This is a genomic window from Blastococcus deserti (assembly GCF_042682525.1).
Taxonomy (GTDB): Bacteria; Actinomycetota; Actinomycetes; order Mycobacteriales; family Geodermatophilaceae; genus Blastococcus_B; species Blastococcus_B deserti.
Map to the genome: position 1 here is coordinate 325,631 of NZ_JBHUHP010000016.1, position 17,289 is coordinate 342,919.

The window sequence follows — 17,289 nt, forward strand, 5'->3', positions numbered from 1 at the left end:
TGATGACGACGATGACGAACGGCGCCGACGCCGTGCAGAACACGTTCCTGGGCCGGTTCTCCGTGTCCCAGCGGATCATGCTGCTCACCGCGACCGTGGCAGTGGCCGCGGTGGCGCTGTTCGTCATCGTCGTCCGCTCGCTGCCCGGAGCACCCACGGCCCTGAACCTGCCGTGGGTGCTCTGGGCGGGCGCCTTCGCCCTCGGCGAGGTCCTCGTCGTCCACTGGCAGTGGAAGCGGGACGCCCACAGCTTCTCCATGGGCGACCTCGTGCTGGCCGTCGCCCTCTTCCTGGCCACGCCGACCCAGCTGGTGACGGCGATGGCCCTGGGATCCGGTGCGGCCCTCATCCTGCACCGGCGTCAGCGCGGGCTGAAGCTCGCCTTCAACGTCGCCGAGTACGCTCTCGGCGCCGGCGTGTCGCTGGTCGTCTTCCACGGTCTGTCGGCCGGGCTCGGCCCCCAGCTGGACTGGCTGGCCGCGCTGGTCGCCGTCCTGTCCGCGACCCTCACCGCCGACCTGTGCATCTTCGGCATCATGACCATCCTCGAGGGCCGCGCCGACGGTCGGAAGCTCGTGGAGCTCCTGGGCCTGTCCGTCCCCTTCGCGCTGGGCTCGGCCGGGATGGGGCTCGTCGTGGCCCGCACGGTCGTCAACGACCCGGCGGCCCTGGCCCTGCTGGCGCTGCCGACGCTGCTCATCGTCGTCGCCTACCGCGCCTACACCGGCGCCAAGGAGCAGCAGGACAACCTGCAGCTGCTGCACGAGGTCACCTCCCTGCTGCACACCGGCGACACCCAGGAGGCGCTGGGCGACTTCCTCGACTCGGTGCGCTCGGCCTTCCGGGCCGAGATGGCGGAACTCGTGCTGCTCGGCCCGGCCGGCCGTGAGGGCGCCACCGTGACCCGGAGCCGCGAGGGCGCCGAGCCGATCGTCATGGCTCCGCTGGACGACGACCAGGACCACCTGCGGCTGCTGCGCCTGGCCACGGCCTCGGGCGCCCTGACCACTCGCACCGGGACCGGCCGCGACACGCCGCTGGACACCTACGCCGCCGACCGCGGCCTCAAGGACGCCGTCGCCGCGGCCCTGCGCACCGAGGACCGCGTCCACGGTCTGCTGCTCGTCGGCGGCCGCATCGGCGACGTCACCACCTTCACGTCGCGGGACCTGGCCCTCCTGGACACCTTCGCCCGCCACGTCGCCACGTCGCTGGAGCGTGGACGGCTCGAGGAGAACCTCCGCCAGGTCACCGACCTCAAGGAGCAGCTCCGCCACCAGGCACTGCACGACCCCCTCACCGGGTTGCCCAACCGGACGCTGTTCCTCGACCGGGTGCGCCAGGCCGTGGACGTCGCCGGCCGGACCCGGGTCTGGCCCGCGGTCGTGTACCTGGACCTGGACGGCTTCAAGCCGGTCAACGACACGTTCGGCCACGAGGCCGGTGACGCGCTGCTGCGCACCGTCGCCGACCGCCTGCGCGGGTGCCTGCGCCCGGCCGACACCGCGGCTCGGATCGGCGGCGACGAGTTCGTCGTCCTGCTCAACGGTCCGGTCGACCGCTTCCGCGTCGCCCGCGTCGTCGAGCGGATCCGCGCTCAGCTCGCCGTCCCGGTGTTGCTGGGCGACGGCGTGGTGACCACCGTCGGTGCGAGCATCGGCGTCGCCATCGGCGACGTCGAGACCCCCGACGCCGACGCCCTCATCCGGGGCGCCGACATCGCGATGTACGCGGCCAAGCGGGCTCCGGGAACCGACTTCCTGGTGTACGAGCCCGGGCTCGGCACCGCCGCGGACACGGGCAAGGACGCCGCGGCCGAGCTGGCCGCGGCGATCCGCGACGGCGAGCTGCGGACGGTGTACCAGCCGCTCGTCGACCTGCGCACCGGTCGCCCCATCGGCGCGGAGGCGCTGGTCCGCTGGCAGCACCCGATCGACGGGACGCGTCCACCGGACCAGTTCATCGCCCTGGCGGAGGAGAGCGGCCTGATCACCGAGATCGGCGCCATGGTGCTGGACGACGCCTGCCGGCAGGCCGCCCGATGGGTCGCGCAGGCACCCGCCGACGCCGACCTGCTGGTCACCGTGAACCTCTCGGCACGTCAGGTGGCCGACGACCGGATCGTCGACCAGGTCGCGGCGGCGCTGGCCGCCTCGGGCCTGGAGCCGCACCGGCTGGTCCTGGAGATCACCGAGACCGTGCTCATGCACGACCGGGACGCCGCCGCCGCCACGCTCTGGCAGCTCAAGGCGCTGGGCGTGCGCATCGCGATCGACGACTTCGGCACCGGCTACTCGTCGCTGGCCTACCTGCGGCGATTCCCGATCGACATGCTCAAGGTGGCCCGCGAGTTCGTCGACGGCCTCGGACGCGACGCCCACGACGACGTCATCACCCGCGCGATCGTGGAACTGGCCGGCACGCTCGGGCTGCTGACCGTGGCGGAGGGCATCGAGACCAACGAGCAGTCCCGGTACGTCGCCGGCCTCGGCTGCGACCTGGCGCAGGGCTACCTGTTCTCGCGCCCCATCGAGGCCGACGCCGTCGGCACGCTGGTGGCGGAGTCGTGGCTCTCCGGCATCATCGGTCCCCGGTCGCTGGAGGAGGACCGGCCCGGGACGGCCGGCGAGCTGGCCTCGGCCTGAGCCTAGGTCGACGGCACCAGCCCGGCGTCCTCGATCATGCGCGCCTGCTCCCGGCACCAGGGCGACCACGCGTCGCCCTCGGTCTCCTGCCGCCGGCGGAAGCCGGCCCAGTCCAGCAGCTCCCACTCCTCGACCTCGGCGGCGTCCGGAGCGGGCGAGCCGGTGAACCGGCCCAGGTAGACCGGGCAGATCTCGTTCTCGACGACGCCGCGGAACTCCGCGCGGTAGCGGTACCCGGGCAGGGCCGGCCGGACGTCGGCCACGCCCAGCCCGAGCTCGAACCGCGCCCGGCGCTCGATGGCGGCGGCGTCGTCCTCACCGGGGCCCGGGTGGCCGCAGACGGTGTTGGTCCACATGCCGGGGAACGTGGCCTTGTCGACCGCCCGGCGCGTGATGAGCAGCCGGCCGTCGTCGTCGAAGAGGTAGGCCGAGAAGGCGCGGTGCAGCGGGGTCTCGCCGTGGTGCACCAGCGGCTTGGGCATGGTGCCGATGGCCTGTCCGTCGTCGTCCACCAGGACGATGAGCTCCTCCACGGGGGCGATTGTCGTCCCCGACCCGGGTGCGTGCTACGGACGGCGGCCGATCCGCGTCAGCGCCCACAGCGCACAGCGTCGGCAGATGAAGACTCCCGGCGTGGCGGCCAGCTCGTGGACCGCGGACCGCGGCAGGTCGCGCCCGCAGCAGCCGCACCCGGCTCGCCCCGCGCCCGCGTCACCGCGTGGCGACCGTCCCGCACCTACCGCCATCGGCTCACTGTGCGCGACCTCGCGCCGCCTGACCAGACCGCCCCTCCCCCGGTGCATGGTCGCGCAGCCGGTCGGGGCACAGTTCGGGCATGGACAGCTTCCGCCGCGACGGTCTCACCTTCGACGTCCTGGACGCCGGCCCCTCCCACGGCGAGCCCGTCGTCCTCCTGCACGGCTTCCCGCAGGACTCCGCGGCCTGGAGGCGGGTGGCTCCCGCACTGCACCAGCACGGGCTGCGCACGCTCGCCCCCGATCAGCGGGGCTACTCGCCCATGGCACGGCCCCGCGGGCGGTCCTACTACCGGCTCCGCGAGACCACCGCGGACGTCCTCGCCCTCCTGGACGCCGCTGGGCTGGCGAAGGCGCACGTCGTCGGGCACGACTGGGGCGGGCTGGTGGGGTGGGCCCTGGGCGCGTGGCATCCCGATCGGGTTACCACCCTGACCGTGCTGTCGGTCCCCCACCCGGCGGCGATGGCGAAGGCCATGGTCAGCAGCGACCAGGCGCTGCGCTCCTTCTACATAGCGCTGTTCCAGGTCCCGCTGGTGCCCGAGCGACTGCTGCTCGCCGGCGACGGGGCCGCGCTGCGCCGGCTGCTGCGCCGCGGGGGTCTGCCCGAGGACGTCGTCGACCACTACGTCGCCCGGATGCGCGAGCCGGGGGCGCTGTCGGCCGCGCTCGGCTGGTACCGCGCGCTGCCCTGGTCGGGACGTGACCCCGTGGGGCGGGTGCGGGTACCCACGCTGCACGTGTGGAGCACCGACGACGCGTTCCTGGGGCGGGCCGGTGTCGAGGCGGCCGACCAGTTCGTCGAGGCCCCCTACCGGCTGGAGGTGCTCGAGGGCGTGCCGCACTGGATACCCGAGCTGGCGCCCGAGCGGGTGGCCGACCTGGTCACCGCGCACGTCCGCGCGACCTGAGCCGCCCGGAGGGCTGCGGACCTCCGGCGCCGGAAGTCCTCCGCGGTCGCGCCAGGGGGCATTGACCGGTATCCCGTGGCGGGTCTACCACCTCTTCTCGAGGACGCCGGCGGCAGCTGCGCCGGCCATCCCGGGGGGAGCACGCACATGGTCAGCGAGAGCCTCTACCGACGGCTGGTCCCGGATGCGCCGCTGCACCGGCGCACCGACCGCGACCCGGTCGCCGACTCGGCGCTGGAGCGCTTCGAGTCCCTGCGCGCGGCCACGCCGCCCACACCGGGGCTGAAGGAGCCCCGGCTGACCTCCACCTGGCAGGGCCGGATCGAACGGATCCTGTTCGCCGTCCCGGCCTTCTCGGTGGACGACCCGGAGTCGGCCGCGGCCTACCGCTCCGTGATCTCGGCGCTCCGGCCGGGGACCGAGTTCGTCGTCGTCCACGCCCGATCCCGCCGCGACGACGTCGAGGAGTGGTTCCGCGCCGCCGGCCACACCGACACGGTCACCTACGTCCCGCTGCCGGACTACGTCTCCTTCACCGACTGGGCGGAGGACGCCTACCTGGCGCTGACCGATGCCTCGGACGGGTCGCCGTACCTGATGGAGCCGTGGGAGTTCCTGCGGGCCGGGGACGCGCTGATCGCGGACGCGGTCGAGGAGTACACCGACATGCAGGCGTCCCAGGCGCCGCTGGTCTTCCAGGGCGGCAACTGCCTCATCGGAGACGACTTCTGGTTCCTGGGCACCGACTACTTCGCCGACAGCGTGCGCCTCCTGCAGAGCGGTCGCCCACCGGTCGAGCTGCCCGACCGCGCCGACCTCAGCGAGACGGTGCGGCAGCTGTTCCGCGACTACGTCGACGCCGGCCGGCAGCTGACCCTGGTCGGCACCCGCCGGCCGGTCGCGGTGCCCGAGCTCCGCGGTGCGCGCGAGGGCGACCGGTTCTACCTCGACCTCCCGTCGGGCGGTGTCGGCGACTTCCAGCCGATCTTCCACATCGACATGCTGATCACCCTCGTCGGCCGCGAGGACGGCCGGTTCACCGTGCTCGTGGGTGACCCGGCCATGGCCGACGACATGCTCGGCACCTCCTCCCCCTACGCGCTGCGCGAGGCCTACGACCAGATCGCGGCGGCCCTGTCCGCGGAGGGCTTCGAGGTGCGCCGGAACCCGCTGGTGCACCGGAGCACCCCGGGGGCCACGTTCGCGCTCGCGGAGCTGCGGGCCATGGCCGCCCAGGACGGCGACCCGGCGCTGGCCCAGGCCGTGCGTGAGCTGGCCGCCGCGGGAGCGACGGACGACACCCCCGTGACGGTCCGGGACTGGCACCACATCACCTGGAACAACTGCCTGGTCGAGAACAGCGGGAGCGCCGGGCGGCACGTGTACCTGCCGACGTTCGGGCACGGCGAGAACCGCGACCTCGCCGTCATCGACGAGCACATGAGCCGGCTGTGGACCGAGCTCGGCTTCGAGGTGCATCCGCTGGCGGACTTCAACTCCTTCGCCCGCCGGCAAGGTGTGGTGCACTGCATCAAGAAATACCTGCGCCGCGGCGACTGATCTGCTGCAGGCCCTGATGCGTAGGCGGGCCTGGTCTGCAGGTGGGGCGCCGCCGACCGACACTGCTGTGCATGACGGCGACGGCGACCCCGCTCCCCCGGGCCGAACGGCTCGACCGGCTGCCCTTCACCCGCGAGCACGGCCGCCTGGTCGTGGGCTCGGGGCTGGGCTGGGCGCTCGACGCCATGGACGTCGGACTCATCTCCTTCGTCATGGCCGCCCTGGCCGTGCAGTGGCAGCTCACCGCGACCGAGCTGTCGTGGATCGGCTCGATCGGGTTCGCCGGGATGGCGCTGGGCGCGACTCTCGGCGGCCTGCTGGCCGACCGGTTCGGACGGCGTCAGGTCTTCGCGCTCACCCTGCTGGTCTTCGGGTTGGCCACGGGGGCCGCGGCGCTGTCGTGGTCGGTCGGTGCGCTGCTGGTCTTCCGCTTCCTCATCGGGCTGGGGCTGGGCGCCGAGCTTCCGGTGGCGTCCACACTGGTCAGCGAGTTCGCCCCGGCGCGCGTGCGGGGACGGGTGGTCGTCCTGCTGGAGGCGTTCTGGGCGGTCGGCTGGACCCTGTCGGCCCTGATCGGCTACTTCGTCGTCCCGCGCAGCGACGACGGCTGGCGCTGGGCCCTGGCCATCGGCGCCCTCCCCGCCCTGTACGCCGTGGTCGTCCGGCGGGGGCTGCCCGAGTCGGTGCGGTTCCTGGAGCTGCGGGGGCGGGTGGAGGAGGCCGAGGCCGCGGTCCGGCGCTTCGAGCAGGCCGCGGGCGTGGCCGCGGTGGAGTCGCCCCTCCCCCAGCGGACGACGCCGCCGGGTCCCCGGGCGCTGTGGGCGGCCGGGACCCGGCCACGGACGGCGGCCCTGTGGCTGGTCTGGTTCAGCATCAACTTCGCCTACTACGGCGCCTTCATCTGGCTGCCGACGCTGCTGGTGGCCAACGGCTTCTCGCTGGTCCGGTCGTTCGGCTACACGCTGGTCATCACCCTGGCCCAGCTGCCGGGGTACGCGGTGGCCGCCTTCCTCATCGAGAAGTGGGGACGCCGCCCCACGCTGGCCACCTTCCTCGTCGGCTCGGCCCTCGGTGCCGGGTTGTTCGCCGCGGCCGACGGCGAGACCGCGGTCCTGGTCACCGGCATGGTCCTGTCGTTCTTCAACCTCGGGGCGTGGGGCGCCCTCTACGCGGTGACGCCCGAGGTCTACCCGACCGCGCTGCGGGCGACCGGAGCCGGCGCGGCCGCCGGGTTCGGCCGGCTGGCCTCGATCGCCGCCCCGCTGTGCGTGCCGCCGCTGCTCGACGCCGGGGGAACCGGACTGGTCTTCGGCACCTTCGCCGCGTGCTTCGTGCTCGGCGCCCTGGCCACGTGGTGGCTGCCCGAGCGGCGGGGCCGCGCCCTCGAGGACGTCGCGCGCCCGGTACCGAGCGCCTCGGCCCGGTCGGCCGGCTGACCGCGCACGGACGCCTACGGCCGCGCAGGACGACCTCCGTCATGTCCCTCCCTCCCGACCGCTACCGGGTGGTCCCCGGGAACGAGCGGGTCGGCGTTCCTTAGTGCACCCACGTGCCCGGGGACGGCACGCAGGGCCACGTGCACCCGCTGGGCCGGACTGACCGGCCGGAGGTCCGGGCGCGGACGTCGGGCCGCGGAGGTCAGGGTCCGAACGCCGTGGGGTGCCGCGCCTCGTAGAGACCGAGGCGCCCACCCCCGGGCATGCGGACGGCCGTGAGGCGCCCCCAGCCCTGGTCGCTCACACCCCCCTCGACGGGGAAGCCGCGTCTCTCCAGCTCGGCCGCGGCTGCCTCCACGTCGTCGCAGACGAGGTAGAGCTCGGCCGCCCCGGAGGTCTCGGCGGGGTGGACGGCCACCTCGCCGGGGGGCAGCTGCATGATGAGCCACCCGTCACCGGCGTCGACGTGCGGCAGGCCGAGGAGGTCGCGGAGGAACACCCGGTCGGCCTCCGCGTCGGTGCTGTACAGGATGACGTGCGCACCGCGGATCATGTGGGCACGCTACGACCGCGCGACGGTGGCCGTCACCGGTTGACGGCGGGGCGCGGGGGTAGCGCAACTCCATGGCTGACCTCTCACCCGGCCGACTCCAGGGCCGCACCGTCGCCGTCACCGGCGCCAGCGGGAACCTCGGCACGGCGCTGCTGCGCCGGCTCACCGCCCCGGGCAGCCCGGTGGCCGAGGTGCGCGGCCTGGCCCGGCGGCAACCCCCCGACGTGGCCCCGTACGACCGGGTGCGCTGGCACCTGGCCGACCTGGGTGAGGCGGGCAGCGAGCAGGACCTGGCCGAGTTCGTCGACGGCGCCGACGCCGTGGTGCACCTCGCCTGGGCGCTGCAGCCGGGACGCCGGCCCGACGACCTGCGGCAGGTGAACGTCGAGGGCACCCGGCGGGTGATCCGTGCCGCCGCCGCGGCCGGCGCGCAGCAGTTCGTCCACCTCTCCTCCATCGGCGCGTACGCCCCCGGAGCCGTCGGTCAGCGGGTGACCGAGGACTGGCCCACCACCGGCATCCCGAGTTCCCAGTACAGCCGCGACAAGTCCGAGGCCGAACGAGTCGTCCGCGCGGTGGCGGGCCGGCATCCCGGGATGACGCTGACCGTCGTCCGCCCGACGCTGGTCCTCCAGCCGGAAGCCGGCAGTGAGATCGGCCGCTACTTCCTCGGGCCGCTGGTGTACTCGGCGGCCCGCCTGCTGCCGGGCCGCGTCGCGCGCCTGCTGCCCCTGCCCCTGCCCGACCTGGCGGTCGCCTTCGTGCACGCCGACGACGTCGCCGACGCCCTGGAACGGATGCTGGACCGGCAGGCACCGGGACCGTTCAACCTGGCCGCGGAGCCGCTGATGGACGCCGCCGCGATCGCCCGGGTCCTCGGCACGGTGCGGGTGCCCGTGCCCGCCGTCGTGCTCCGCACGGCACTGCAGGCAGCGTTCAGCGCACACCTCGTCCCCACCGAGCCGGGCTGGCTGGACATGGGCACCCAGCTGCCGGCCCTGGACACCACGCGCGCGCGCAAGCTGCTCGACTGGGCTCCGTTCCAGCGCGGCGACGAGATCCTCCCCCAGTTCGTGGCCGCGCTGGGCCGCGGCGAGGGAGCGCCGGGCCCGCTGCTGCGCCCCGAGGACGGACCGTCCCGCGATCCGGCCGGCGACCCCGCGAACGCACCGGGCCCGCGCGCGAACTGACCTGCGCCGGCCGGTCGCCCCGGATCCCGCCGTCAGGCGAGGCCCGGGCCGGGCGGGCGCGTGGCCGCGGGGAACGCCGGGGCCGCCCCCAGGAGCGTCCGGGTCATCGCGTTGCGGGTGTCGAGCAGCTCGTCGAGGGCCGCCTCGAGGTCGCTGGCCGATACCTCCACCCGCTCCTCGTCGCCGGCACGCGTGGCCGCCAGCAGGGCCGCGCGACGCAGGAGCTCCTTCAGGAACGACGCCGTCACGCCCTCGGTGCGAGCCAGCACGTCGTCCATGCGGGAGGTGTCCACCTCCAGTGGGCCGCGGTAGAGCTCGAACAGCGCGCGGCGCGCGGTGGCGTCGGGCAGCTCGAGCGCCACGGCCTGGTCGACGCGGCCCGGCCGGGCGGCCAGCGCGGGTTCCAGCAGGTCGGCCCGGTTGGTCGTCAGGACGAACACGACATCGGCGTCGTCGGCCAGCCCGTCCATCTCGTTCAGCAGCTGGAACAGCAACGGGTGATGGCCCGGATGGATGCCGCGGTCCTCGGCGATCAGGTCGACGTCCTCGATGACCAGCATCGCCGGCTGCAGGGCGCGGGCCACCGAGCACGCCTCGGCGATCAGGTGCAGCGCGTTGCCGGTGAGCTGGATGACCGTCGTCCCGGCCAGGCTGCTCATGAGGTAGCGGACCGTGTGGGTCTTGCCGGTGCCGGGCGGCCCGTAGAGCAGCAGTCCACGCTTGAGGTGCTGACCGGCCGCGAGGAGCCGGTCCTTGTGCCGCGCGACCTCGACCACCTGCCGCTGCACCGCGGCGAGCGTCTCCCCGGGCAGGACCAGCTGGTCCGCGCGGAGAGCGGGTCGCCGGTGGAACTGCAGCAGCGTCTGACCGTGCCCGAAGATCTCCTGCCCGAAGCTGAGCACCTGGCCCCGGAAGACGTTGTGGGCCCGCGCCGCCTCGCGGATGCCGGCCGCCGAGCGCGTCGCGGTCGCCGGGTCGGTGCTCACCACCTGCACCGACATCCGGTCCCGGCCGAACTCGGGCGCGGCCGCGCGGAGCAGGACGGCTGTGCGGACCTCCCCCTCGGTCACCAGGTAGATCCCGTAGCGCACACAGGGGCGGACCAGGCCGTCGGGGCCGCAGGCCAGGTTGACGCGCGCGGCGGTCCCGGGACGGGGACCGTAGGGGTCCCCCGGCCGATCGGGATCGGCCAGCAGCTCGCCCAGCCCGAAGGGCTGGTGCTGGTGGCCGACCACGCCGACCAGCTCCGCCGACCGCCCCGGCTCGGCCAGCCACGCGTCGAGCCCCGCCTGCACGTTGACGTGCTCGTACCCCGGCCACGCCTCCTCCACGACCTCCAGGGCGGCCACGTCCACGCGCAGGTGCGCGACCAGGATGCCGGCCAGGGTCATGCGCTCCCCGGCGCGCGCCGCTCCGACGACGGCGCGCATCCCGCGGCGGACCAGGCGCCCGACGTCGGCCAGCTCCGGTCGTGCGTCCCGGGGCGCCGGCGGGACGTGGCCGCCGGGCCGGGGGCCGAAGGCGGTCCAGCCGAACTCTCGGGTCACCGTCGTCCCTCCGCTGCGTCGTTGGGCGGACGGTAGCCGGAACCGGCCGGTACACCTACGACTTTTCAGCGGCGGGTGGTCCAGGCGGCGACGTCCCGCCCGGTCGGCGCGAAGACGTCGGCGGCCCGCTCGGGGCGCAGCGCCACGAACAGTCCCTCCGCCTCGGCCAGCGTGGTGGAGGGGTCGTCCTCGGCGACCAGCCGGGCGGTCGCCGTGGTCCGGCGCCCGTCGGTCGCGCCCATCTCCGCGGTCGCGATCAGCGGGATCCCCAGCCGGACCGGCCGGCGGTAGGTCACCGTGAGCGTCGCGGTGAGCCCGCCCCGCCCTGCGGCCCGCAGCGCCCGGGCGAGCACGTGGTCGAGCAGCGTGGCGACGACCCCGCCGTGCACCAGTCCGGGTGGCCCCTCGTGCGGTTTGCCGAGGGTCACCCGGCCGGTGGCGCGTCCGTCCGGGGAGTCGGTGGCGACCATCGGGGGCGCCACCGGGTTGCCCGGCCCGTACACCGGGCTGTACCAGCGCTCCCCGGTCTCCGGGTCGTCGACGCTCGCGATGTCGTGCAGGCCACGGCTGTCGGCGCGCAACCGACCGGCCAGCTGCCGGGCGACCTCGGTCGCCGCGGCGAGCTCGTCCACGGGGACCTCGGTCCGCACGGCGGCGTCGAGCAGGTCCCGCAGCGCCGAGCCGAGCGCGCCGACGGCGTCCCGGCGGACGGCGCGCTCCTCCGGCATGAGCTCAGCCACGCTGCATGCCGGCCTCGCGCAGCAGGGCGCCACCCACGATGACCCGCTGCACCTCGCTGGTCCCCTCGTAGAGCCGGAAGAGGCGGGCGTCGCGGTAGAAGCGCTCCACCGGCGTGGTGCGCAGGTATCCCAGGCCACCGTGGATCTGGACGGCGGAGTCGGTGGCCCGCCCGACCATCTCGGTGCAGAAGAGCTTGGCCGACGACGGGCCGACGGAGGTGTCCTCGCCGCTGTCGTACCGGGCGGCGACCTCCCGCACCATGCTGCGGCCGGCCAGCAGCTCGGCGTGCATGTCGGCGATCATCGCCTGCACCAGCTGGAAGCGTCCGATCGGTGCGCCGCCCTGCTTCGCCGTCGCGGCGTAGGCGACGGACTCGTCGAGCACCCGCTGGGCCATGCCGACGCAGAGGGCGGCGATGTGCAGCCGGCCGCGGGAGAGGACCGTCAGCGCCTTCGAGTAGCCGCGGCCCTCCTCGCCGATGAGCGCGTGCGCCGGCACGCGGACGTCGTCGAAGAACACCTCGGCCGTCCACGCGCCGGACTGGCCCATCTTCTTGTCCCGCGGTCCGACCGTGACCCCGGGGGTGGCCGTCTCGACGACGAAGCTGGAGATGCCGCGGCCCCCGCGCTCGTCGGGGTTGCTGCGGGCGAAGACGACGAACAGGTCGGCGAGCGGCGCGTTGGTGATGTAGCGCTTGCTGCCGTCGATCACCCACTCGTCGCCGTCCCGGCGGGCGGTCGTCCGCAGTCCGGCGGGGTCGGAACCGGCCTCGGCCTCGGTCAGCGCGAAGGAGCCGATGAGCTCCCCGGCGGCCAGCCGGGGCAGGTAGGCCTTCTTCTGCTCCTCGCTGCCGAACCGGGCGATGACCTGGCCGGCGATCCCGTTGTTGGTCCCGAAGAGGGAGCGGAACGCCGGGGTGGTGTAGCCGAACTCGAAGGCGAGCTGGACGTCCTCGCTCATGGTCACCCCGAGCCCGCCGTACTCCTCGGGCAGCGCGTAGCCGAACAGGCCCATGTCGGCGGCCCGGGCCCTCAGCTCGTCGGGGATCCGGTCCTCGTCCTCGATCTGCTCCTCGCGGGGAACGACGGACTCGCGGACCAGCTGACGCACGGCGTCCCGGATCTGGCGGAAGTCATCAGCGTCCACCCGGTCATGGTGACGCCTGTCTCCCCCGCCGGAGCCGTGGGGGTGCTCGAGCCGCGCGCGGTCACGTCGTCGCACTCCGTTGTGCCTGCAAAGGGAACCGCCTAGGCTCGGATCGACGGCGCCCCTCTTCGGGCGGACTCATCCGACGACCGGAGGCACGGTGCCCCAGCTCAACGCCGCCCTGGTTCCCGCGCCGGACCAGGTGGTCGTCCGGTTCACCGGTGAGGTCGACCTGTCCACCGTCTCCCTCGTCGCCGACGCGCTCACCCAGGCCGCGGGGCTGGGCACCCGGCAGGTCGTCGTCGACATCGCGGCCGCCCGCTTCTGGGACTGCTCGGGGCTGCACGCGCTGGCGGACTGCACGCGGGAGCTGTCCGCGGCGGGCCGGGCCTGCCGGATCGTGGGCGCGCTGCCGGCGACCCGCCGTCTGATCGGCATGGCCAACCTGGCCGACCGTCTCCAGCTCGACGGGATCGCCCCGGGCGGCACCGGGGCAGCGGCCGGCCACGGGGGCGGGCGCGACAGCGTGCCGGCCCGCCGCCCGGTGCGCGGGCACGCCGCGGCCCGGCGGAACGCCCTGGCCACCGCGGGCCGCGGGCGCTGAGGGCTCAGGCCAGCGCGTCGAGGCGGGCCATGTCCTCGTCGGAGAGGGTCAGCCGCGCCGCGCCCATGTTCTCGGTGAGGTGGTCGACGGACTTGGTGCCCGGGATCGGGAGGACGACCGGCGACTTCTGGAGCAGCCAGGCGAGCGCCACCTGCGAGGGCGTGGCGTCCAGCTCGCGGGCGATGTCGGCGACGGGGCTGTCGGGGGCGGCCAGGTCGCCGGTGGCGATGGGGAACCACGGGACGAAGGCGATGCCCTCGGCGGTGGCGTGGTCGAGCACGTCCTGGCTCGGGCGGCTGGTCAGGTTGTAGAGGTTCTGGACGCTGACGATCTCGACGATCTCGCGGGCGGCCGTCAGCTCCTCCACCGAGACCTCGGAGACGCCGATGTGCCGCACCTTGCCCTGCTCCTGCAGCTCCTTGAAGGCCCCGAGCTGGTCGGCCAGCGGGACCTCGGCGTCGATGCGGTGCAGCTGGATCAGGTCGATGCGGTCGACCTTCAGGTGCCGCAGCGAGAGCTCCACCTGCTGCTTGAGGTAGGCCGGCCGGCCCACCGGGTGCCACTCCCCAGGGCCGGTGCGCACCAGGCCCGCCTTGGTCGCGATGACCAGGTCCTCCGGGTAGGGGTGCAGCGCCTCCGCGATGATCTGCTCGCTGACGAGGGGCCCGTACGAGTCCGCCGTGTCGATGAAGTCGACCCCCTGCTCGACCGCGCTGCGGACGACGCGGACGGCGTTGTCCCGGTCGGCCGGCTCGCCCCAGACGCCGGGGCCGGGCAGCTGCATCGCGCCGTAGCCCAGCCGGTGGACCGGCAGGTTCCCGCCGATGGCGAAGATGTCACTGGGCGCGACCGTGGTCATGCATGCTCCTGACGTTCGTCCTGCCCGCGGTCCCGATGGCCGTGGGCGCTGCCAGGGGCAAGGCGGGGCCATGCGGCGCTCTTCCCGACACCCCGGCACGTGACCCGAGGCACGGAACGCCGAGGAGGCCCGATGGGTGAGGTGGTGGTCGTCCGGCACGGGGCGACCGAGTGGAGCAGGAGCGGCCAGCACACCGGCCTCACCGATCTGCCGCTGCTGCCCGACGGTGAGGACGACGGCCGGCGGCTGGGCCCGGTCCTGGCCGACCGGGCGGTGCGGCACGCCTTCGTGAGCCCGCTGGCGCGGGCGCGCCGCACCGCGGAGCTGGCCGGCCTGCTCGACGGCACCGTCGACACCCGCATCGAGCCCTATCTGGTCGAGGTCGACTACGGGGGCTACGAGGGCCGGACGACGAAGGAGATCAGCGCCGAGCTCGGCCGCCCATGGTCGCTGTGGGCCGACGGGACGGTTCCCGGTGACACCCCCGGCGAGACCCTCACGCAGGTGGCCGAGCGCGTCGACCGGGTGCTCGAGCGGGTCCGGCCCCTGCTCGACGGTGGCGACGTCGCCCTGGTCGCGCACGGGCACGTGCTGCGCATCCTCACCGCGCGCTGGCTGGGCTTGGGCCCGGAAGCGGGCGCGCTGTTCCCGCTGGCGACCGGCCGCTACGGCGTCCTCGGCCGGGAGCACTCGTGGGCCGCGCTCACCGGCTGGAACACCGGCTGCCCTTGAGCGGTCGGCGGCCCGGCGGGCCTGCCCGCGGACGGGCGGGCGACGTCAGCACCGAGTGAGGTCGGCAGCCGGGTGCGACCTTCTGGGCGTCAAGCCTGATACACCGCGTCAGTTGCTGCGGTGAGCAGCGACATCACGCCCGAGACGCGACCGGCCCACGGCCGTGACCCCGACCAGGCCGAGACAGACGCTGACGCCGATCACGAGGGTGGGCGTCCATGACGGCTCCTGGCGGAGGACGTCGCCGGTCGCCGGATCCGTCCATGTGCAGGCGAGACCCAGCGGCAGCCACGATGCGGTCGCCTCGGTGTGCCAGTTCTCGTCGGGCGGGGTGTAGGGCACCCCGCGATCGCGACAGACCTGGCTGCGCCCATCCCCGAGGGATGGCGCCCACGCCGTCACGAGCGTGCCCAGGGCGACCACGGCCGCCAGCACCAGCAGCGCCACGCCGGGAAGCGCGCGCAGACGCGGCCGCTCCACGTCCGGTTCCGTCATGTCAGCCCGCTGCCGAACTCAGCCCCGGGAGAGAGCGACCGGCTGCCAGCGGTCCTCCGTCTCCTCCACCGGGGGCTCGGGCCGAGCCGGCCGGCCGAACAGCCACCCCTGCCCCAGGTCGGCACCCAGTGCGGTGACCTCCTCGGCCAGCTGCTCGGTCTCGATCCCCTCGGCGACGACGACGGCTCCCAGCTGGTGGGCCAGCTCGACCAGCGCCCGGAGGACCGTGCGGGCGCCGTCGTCCGGGAGCTCCTGGACCAGCCCCTTGTCCAGCTTGACCACCTCCGGCCGGACGGCGGCCAGCAGCGAGAGGCTGGACCAGCCGGCGGCGACGTGGTCCAGGGCCACGCGCCAGCCCAGCGAGCGGTAGTGCTCCAGCACCGAGACGAGGTGCCCGCGGTCGGCGATGGCGTGCGACTCGACCACCTCGACGACCAGCTGCCCGGGCGCGATACCGGCGTCGTGCACGGCACGCTCCGTGCTCGCGAGACAGACCTGGGGCCGGTAGATCGACGTCGGGTGGACGTTGATGAACAGGTCGGCACCGCCGAGCCAGTCCGCCGCGCCGACGACGGCGGACTCGCGGCCGATCCGGTCCAGACGATCCAGCCAGCCGGCCTGCTCGGCCACGAAGAAGAGGTCGCCGCCACCCACCTCCCGGCCGTCGACCACGCCGCGCAGCAGCGCCTCGTGGGCCACGACCGAGCGGTCGGCCAGGGAGACGATCGGCTGGTAGACCGACCAGAGCTCCGCCTCGGCCAGGACGCCCACCTCGACGGTGACGCCGCGGCGGGCGAGCTCGACGGCGAGGGTCGGGGCGGTGAGCAGCCGGGCGGTGAGGGCGGCACCCTCCCCCGGCGGGTCGGTGACCACGCGCACCGCCTCGGTCTCGGCGGCGGTGAGCTCGCGCGCGAGCCGCTGGAAGAGGACGTCGAGGCGCCGCCCGCCGCGGTCGTCGAGGAGCTCGGCCAGGTGCGGCGACGAGTGCACGGTCACGCCCATCGCCGTGGCCAGGCGCGCCACCGTCGGCAGGACGTGGTCGATGGAGGTGGCGAGCAGCGCTCGGGTCGCCGGGCCCGGGACCTCCCAGTTCCCCCGGCAGCCGCAGACCCCGCCGCAGATCGTTCCCACGTCCGCAGGATGACTCACCGTTGGGCGCCCCGCGGGCAGGCGCGCGGCGGGGCCGCGGCGCCCTCGTCCGGGTGATCACACGGACAACTCGCAGCCGAGTTGTGGAACGTCCCTATCTTTATTGTCTAAGGTCAGCCCATGTCCGCCGCTCTCTCCTCCGACGTCCGCCCGAGCCGGGGTGGACGCCCCCGCGATCCCAGCCGCGACGGGGTCATCCGCTCGGCGATCCTGCGACTGCTGGCCGACGTCGGCTACGGAGCGCTGACCATGGACGCCGTCGCCTCGGAGGCCGGCGTCGGCAAGGCGACGATCTACCGTCGCTGGCGCACCAAGCAGGACCTGGTCGTCGACACGATCTCCGAGCTCAACCGCGCCCAGGCACAGCCGCCTGGCACCGGCTCGCTGGAGGGTGACCTCCGGGCGATGCTGCGGTCCCTGCTCGACATCGTCACCGGTCCGGCCGGCGCGGCGACCCTGTCGCTGCTGTCGACCGTGCCGCACGAGCCCGCGCTCGCCGCCGCGTTCCGCCACGGCCCGCTGGTCGAGTGGCGCAACGTCTTCGAGCAGGTCTGGCAGGAGGCGCAGGCACGTGGCGAGGTCCCTGAGGGCGTCTCCGGCGCCCTGATCGGCGAGGCCGCGAGCGCACCGCTGGTACAGCGCTGGTTGCTCACCGGCGAGCCGGTGGACCAGGCCTACGCGGACGAGGTGCTCGACTCCGTCGTCCTCCCGCTGATCCGCAACGCCGCGGCCTGACGCCCGGTGCCGAGCGCATTCGGGGTCACCAACCCTGGGTGCCGGCCTCGCCCTTGAACGGCCCGACGACCTCGTCGGTGATCCAGCCGCCGTAGAAGCCCCCGGCCTGCGGCCGCACCTGCCGCCCATCGACGGTGGCCCGGTCGACCCGCCCGGGATAGAAGGCCAGCGCTCCGCGCAGGTGCTCGTACCCGGGGCTCGGGTCCTCGTACGACCATGCGACGGCGGCCA

The 17,289-nt window shown here is 74.3% G+C and carries 16 protein-coding genes and 1 pseudogene; 8 read left to right on the top strand and 9 right to left on the bottom strand.

Annotated elements, in window-relative coordinates; all coding sequences use genetic code 11:
- The first annotated feature begins 2 nt into the window (after positions 1 to 2).
- Positions 3 to 2,645 carry a putative bifunctional diguanylate cyclase/phosphodiesterase gene (locus tag ACFSHS_RS17310; RefSeq protein WP_376878739.1) on the top strand — a complete coding sequence of 881 codons (2,643 nt, stop codon included), beginning with the start codon at positions 3 to 5 and terminating at the stop codon, positions 2,643 to 2,645.
- Between the two features lie 2 nt (positions 2,646 to 2,647).
- Here the strand turns inward: ACFSHS_RS17310 and idi are convergent, their stop codons facing one another.
- Entirely contained in the window at positions 2,648 to 3,178 is a 531-nt protein-coding gene (gene idi, locus ACFSHS_RS17315; protein ID WP_376878741.1) for an isopentenyl-diphosphate Delta-isomerase, read from the bottom strand.
- 302 nt (positions 3,179 to 3,480) lie between these two features.
- Here idi and ACFSHS_RS17320 point away from each other — a divergent pair, with 302 nt between their 5' ends.
- From ACFSHS_RS17320 to ACFSHS_RS17330, 3 genes are all read left to right on the top strand, one after another.
- Positions 3,481 to 4,311 (top strand): alpha/beta fold hydrolase, encoded by an 831-nt coding sequence (locus ACFSHS_RS17320; protein WP_376878743.1) that lies wholly within the window; start codon positions 3,481 to 3,483, stop codon positions 4,309 to 4,311.
- 147 nt (positions 4,312 to 4,458) lie between these two features.
- On the top strand, positions 4,459 to 5,871 hold the full coding sequence (locus ACFSHS_RS17325; RefSeq protein ID WP_376878745.1) for a hypothetical protein: 1,413 nt from the start codon (positions 4,459 to 4,461) through the stop codon (positions 5,869 to 5,871).
- Between the two features lie 71 nt (positions 5,872 to 5,942).
- Entirely contained in the window at positions 5,943 to 7,307 is a 1,365-nt protein-coding gene (locus ACFSHS_RS17330) for an MFS transporter (protein ID WP_376878747.1), read from the top strand.
- Between the two features lie 202 nt (positions 7,308 to 7,509).
- Here ACFSHS_RS17330 and ACFSHS_RS17335 read toward each other — a convergent pair whose 3' ends face one another.
- Positions 7,510 to 7,860, bottom strand: coding sequence for a VOC family protein (locus ACFSHS_RS17335; protein WP_376878749.1), 351 nt, complete (start codon positions 7,858 to 7,860; stop codon positions 7,510 to 7,512).
- Positions 7,861 to 7,931: 71 nt separating this feature from the next.
- Between ACFSHS_RS17335 and ACFSHS_RS17340 the strand changes: the two genes are divergently transcribed.
- Positions 7,932 to 9,050 carry an NAD-dependent epimerase/dehydratase family protein gene (locus tag ACFSHS_RS17340; protein ID WP_376878751.1) on the top strand — a complete coding sequence of 373 codons (1,119 nt, stop codon included), beginning with the start codon at positions 7,932 to 7,934 and terminating at the stop codon, positions 9,048 to 9,050.
- 32 nt (positions 9,051 to 9,082) lie between these two features.
- Here ACFSHS_RS17340 and ACFSHS_RS17345 read toward each other — a convergent pair whose 3' ends face one another.
- The 3 genes from ACFSHS_RS17345 to ACFSHS_RS17355 all read right to left on the bottom strand — a co-directional run bounded on the left by ACFSHS_RS17345 (position 9,083) and on the right by ACFSHS_RS17355 (position 12,484).
- Entirely contained in the window at positions 9,083 to 10,597 is a 1,515-nt protein-coding gene (locus ACFSHS_RS17345; protein ID WP_376878753.1) for an AAA family ATPase, read from the bottom strand.
- 65 nt (positions 10,598 to 10,662) lie between these two features.
- Complete coding sequence (locus tag ACFSHS_RS17350; protein ID WP_376878755.1) at positions 10,663 to 11,337, bottom strand: PaaI family thioesterase; 675 nt, start codon at positions 11,335 to 11,337, stop codon at positions 10,663 to 10,665.
- Positions 11,330 to 12,484: an acyl-CoA dehydrogenase family protein gene (locus ACFSHS_RS17355; RefSeq protein ID WP_376878757.1), complete on the bottom strand. Its 1,155-nt coding sequence runs from the start codon at positions 12,482 to 12,484 to the stop codon at positions 11,330 to 11,332. The genes ACFSHS_RS17350 and ACFSHS_RS17355 overlap by 8 nt, the downstream gene beginning before the upstream one ends.
- Positions 12,485 to 12,644: 160 nt before the next feature.
- Between ACFSHS_RS17355 and ACFSHS_RS17360 the strand changes: the two genes are divergently transcribed.
- Complete coding sequence (locus ACFSHS_RS17360; protein ID WP_376878759.1) at positions 12,645 to 13,088, top strand: STAS domain-containing protein; 444 nt, start codon at positions 12,645 to 12,647, stop codon at positions 13,086 to 13,088.
- A 4-nt stretch (positions 13,089 to 13,092) separates the two neighbouring features.
- Here the strand turns inward: ACFSHS_RS17360 and ACFSHS_RS17365 are convergent, their stop codons facing one another.
- The gene (locus ACFSHS_RS17365) at positions 13,093 to 13,947 is read right to left on the bottom strand and encodes an aldo/keto reductase (protein ID WP_376878761.1); all 855 of its coding nucleotides are present in this window, start codon (positions 13,945 to 13,947) and stop codon (positions 13,093 to 13,095) included.
- A gap of 132 nt (positions 13,948 to 14,079) precedes the next feature.
- On the opposite strand from ACFSHS_RS17365, the gene ACFSHS_RS17370 reads away from it, so the two are divergent.
- Complete coding sequence (locus tag ACFSHS_RS17370) at positions 14,080 to 14,679, top strand: histidine phosphatase family protein (protein WP_376878763.1); 600 nt, start codon at positions 14,080 to 14,082, stop codon at positions 14,677 to 14,679.
- A gap of 108 nt (positions 14,680 to 14,787) precedes the next feature.
- Here the strand turns inward: ACFSHS_RS17370 and ACFSHS_RS17375 are convergent, their stop codons facing one another.
- Positions 14,788 to 15,126, bottom strand: a complete 339-nt coding sequence (locus ACFSHS_RS17375) for a hypothetical protein (RefSeq protein WP_376878765.1) — start codon at positions 15,124 to 15,126, stop codon at positions 14,788 to 14,790.
- 66 nt (positions 15,127 to 15,192) lie between these two features.
- The gene (locus ACFSHS_RS17380) at positions 15,193 to 16,305 is read right to left on the bottom strand and encodes an EAL domain-containing protein (RefSeq protein WP_376878767.1); all 1,113 of its coding nucleotides are present in this window, start codon (positions 16,303 to 16,305) and stop codon (positions 15,193 to 15,195) included.
- 138 nt (positions 16,306 to 16,443) lie between these two features.
- On the opposite strand from ACFSHS_RS17380, the gene ACFSHS_RS17385 reads away from it, so the two are divergent.
- Entirely contained in the window at positions 16,444 to 17,058 is a 615-nt protein-coding gene (locus ACFSHS_RS17385) for a TetR/AcrR family transcriptional regulator (protein WP_376878769.1), read from the top strand.
- Between the two features lie 25 nt (positions 17,059 to 17,083).
- On the opposite strand, the pseudogene ACFSHS_RS17390 reads toward ACFSHS_RS17385, so the two are convergent.
- Positions 17,084 to 17,289 (bottom strand): annotated as a pseudogene (locus ACFSHS_RS17390) (DUF427 domain-containing protein); the annotation flags it as partial.

What these genes read in the sequence shown, in the direction of transcription:
- ACFSHS_RS17365 (WP_376878761.1), bottom strand. Translation starts at nt 13,947, where the DNA reads ATGACCACGGTCGCGCCCAGTGACATCTTCGCCATCGGCGGGAACCTG.
- ACFSHS_RS17370 (WP_376878763.1), top strand. Translation starts at nt 14,080, where the DNA reads ATGGGTGAGGTGGTGGTCGTCCGGCACGGGGCGACCGAGTGGAGCAGG.
- ACFSHS_RS17330 (WP_376878747.1), top strand. Translation starts at nt 5,943, where the DNA reads ATGACGGCGACGGCGACCCCGCTCCCCCGGGCCGAACGGCTCGACCGG.
- ACFSHS_RS17335 (WP_376878749.1), bottom strand. Translation starts at nt 7,860, where the DNA reads ATGATCCGCGGTGCGCACGTCATCCTGTACAGCACCGACGCGGAGGCC.
- ACFSHS_RS17320 (WP_376878743.1), top strand. Translation starts at nt 3,481, where the DNA reads ATGGACAGCTTCCGCCGCGACGGTCTCACCTTCGACGTCCTGGACGCC.
- ACFSHS_RS17340 (WP_376878751.1), top strand. Translation starts at nt 7,932, where the DNA reads ATGGCTGACCTCTCACCCGGCCGACTCCAGGGCCGCACCGTCGCCGTC.
- ACFSHS_RS17385 (WP_376878769.1), top strand. Translation starts at nt 16,444, where the DNA reads ATGTCCGCCGCTCTCTCCTCCGACGTCCGCCCGAGCCGGGGTGGACGC.
- ACFSHS_RS17310 (WP_376878739.1), top strand. Translation starts at nt 3, where the DNA reads ATGACGACGATGACGAACGGCGCCGACGCCGTGCAGAACACGTTCCTG.
- ACFSHS_RS17325 (WP_376878745.1), top strand. Translation starts at nt 4,459, where the DNA reads ATGGTCAGCGAGAGCCTCTACCGACGGCTGGTCCCGGATGCGCCGCTG.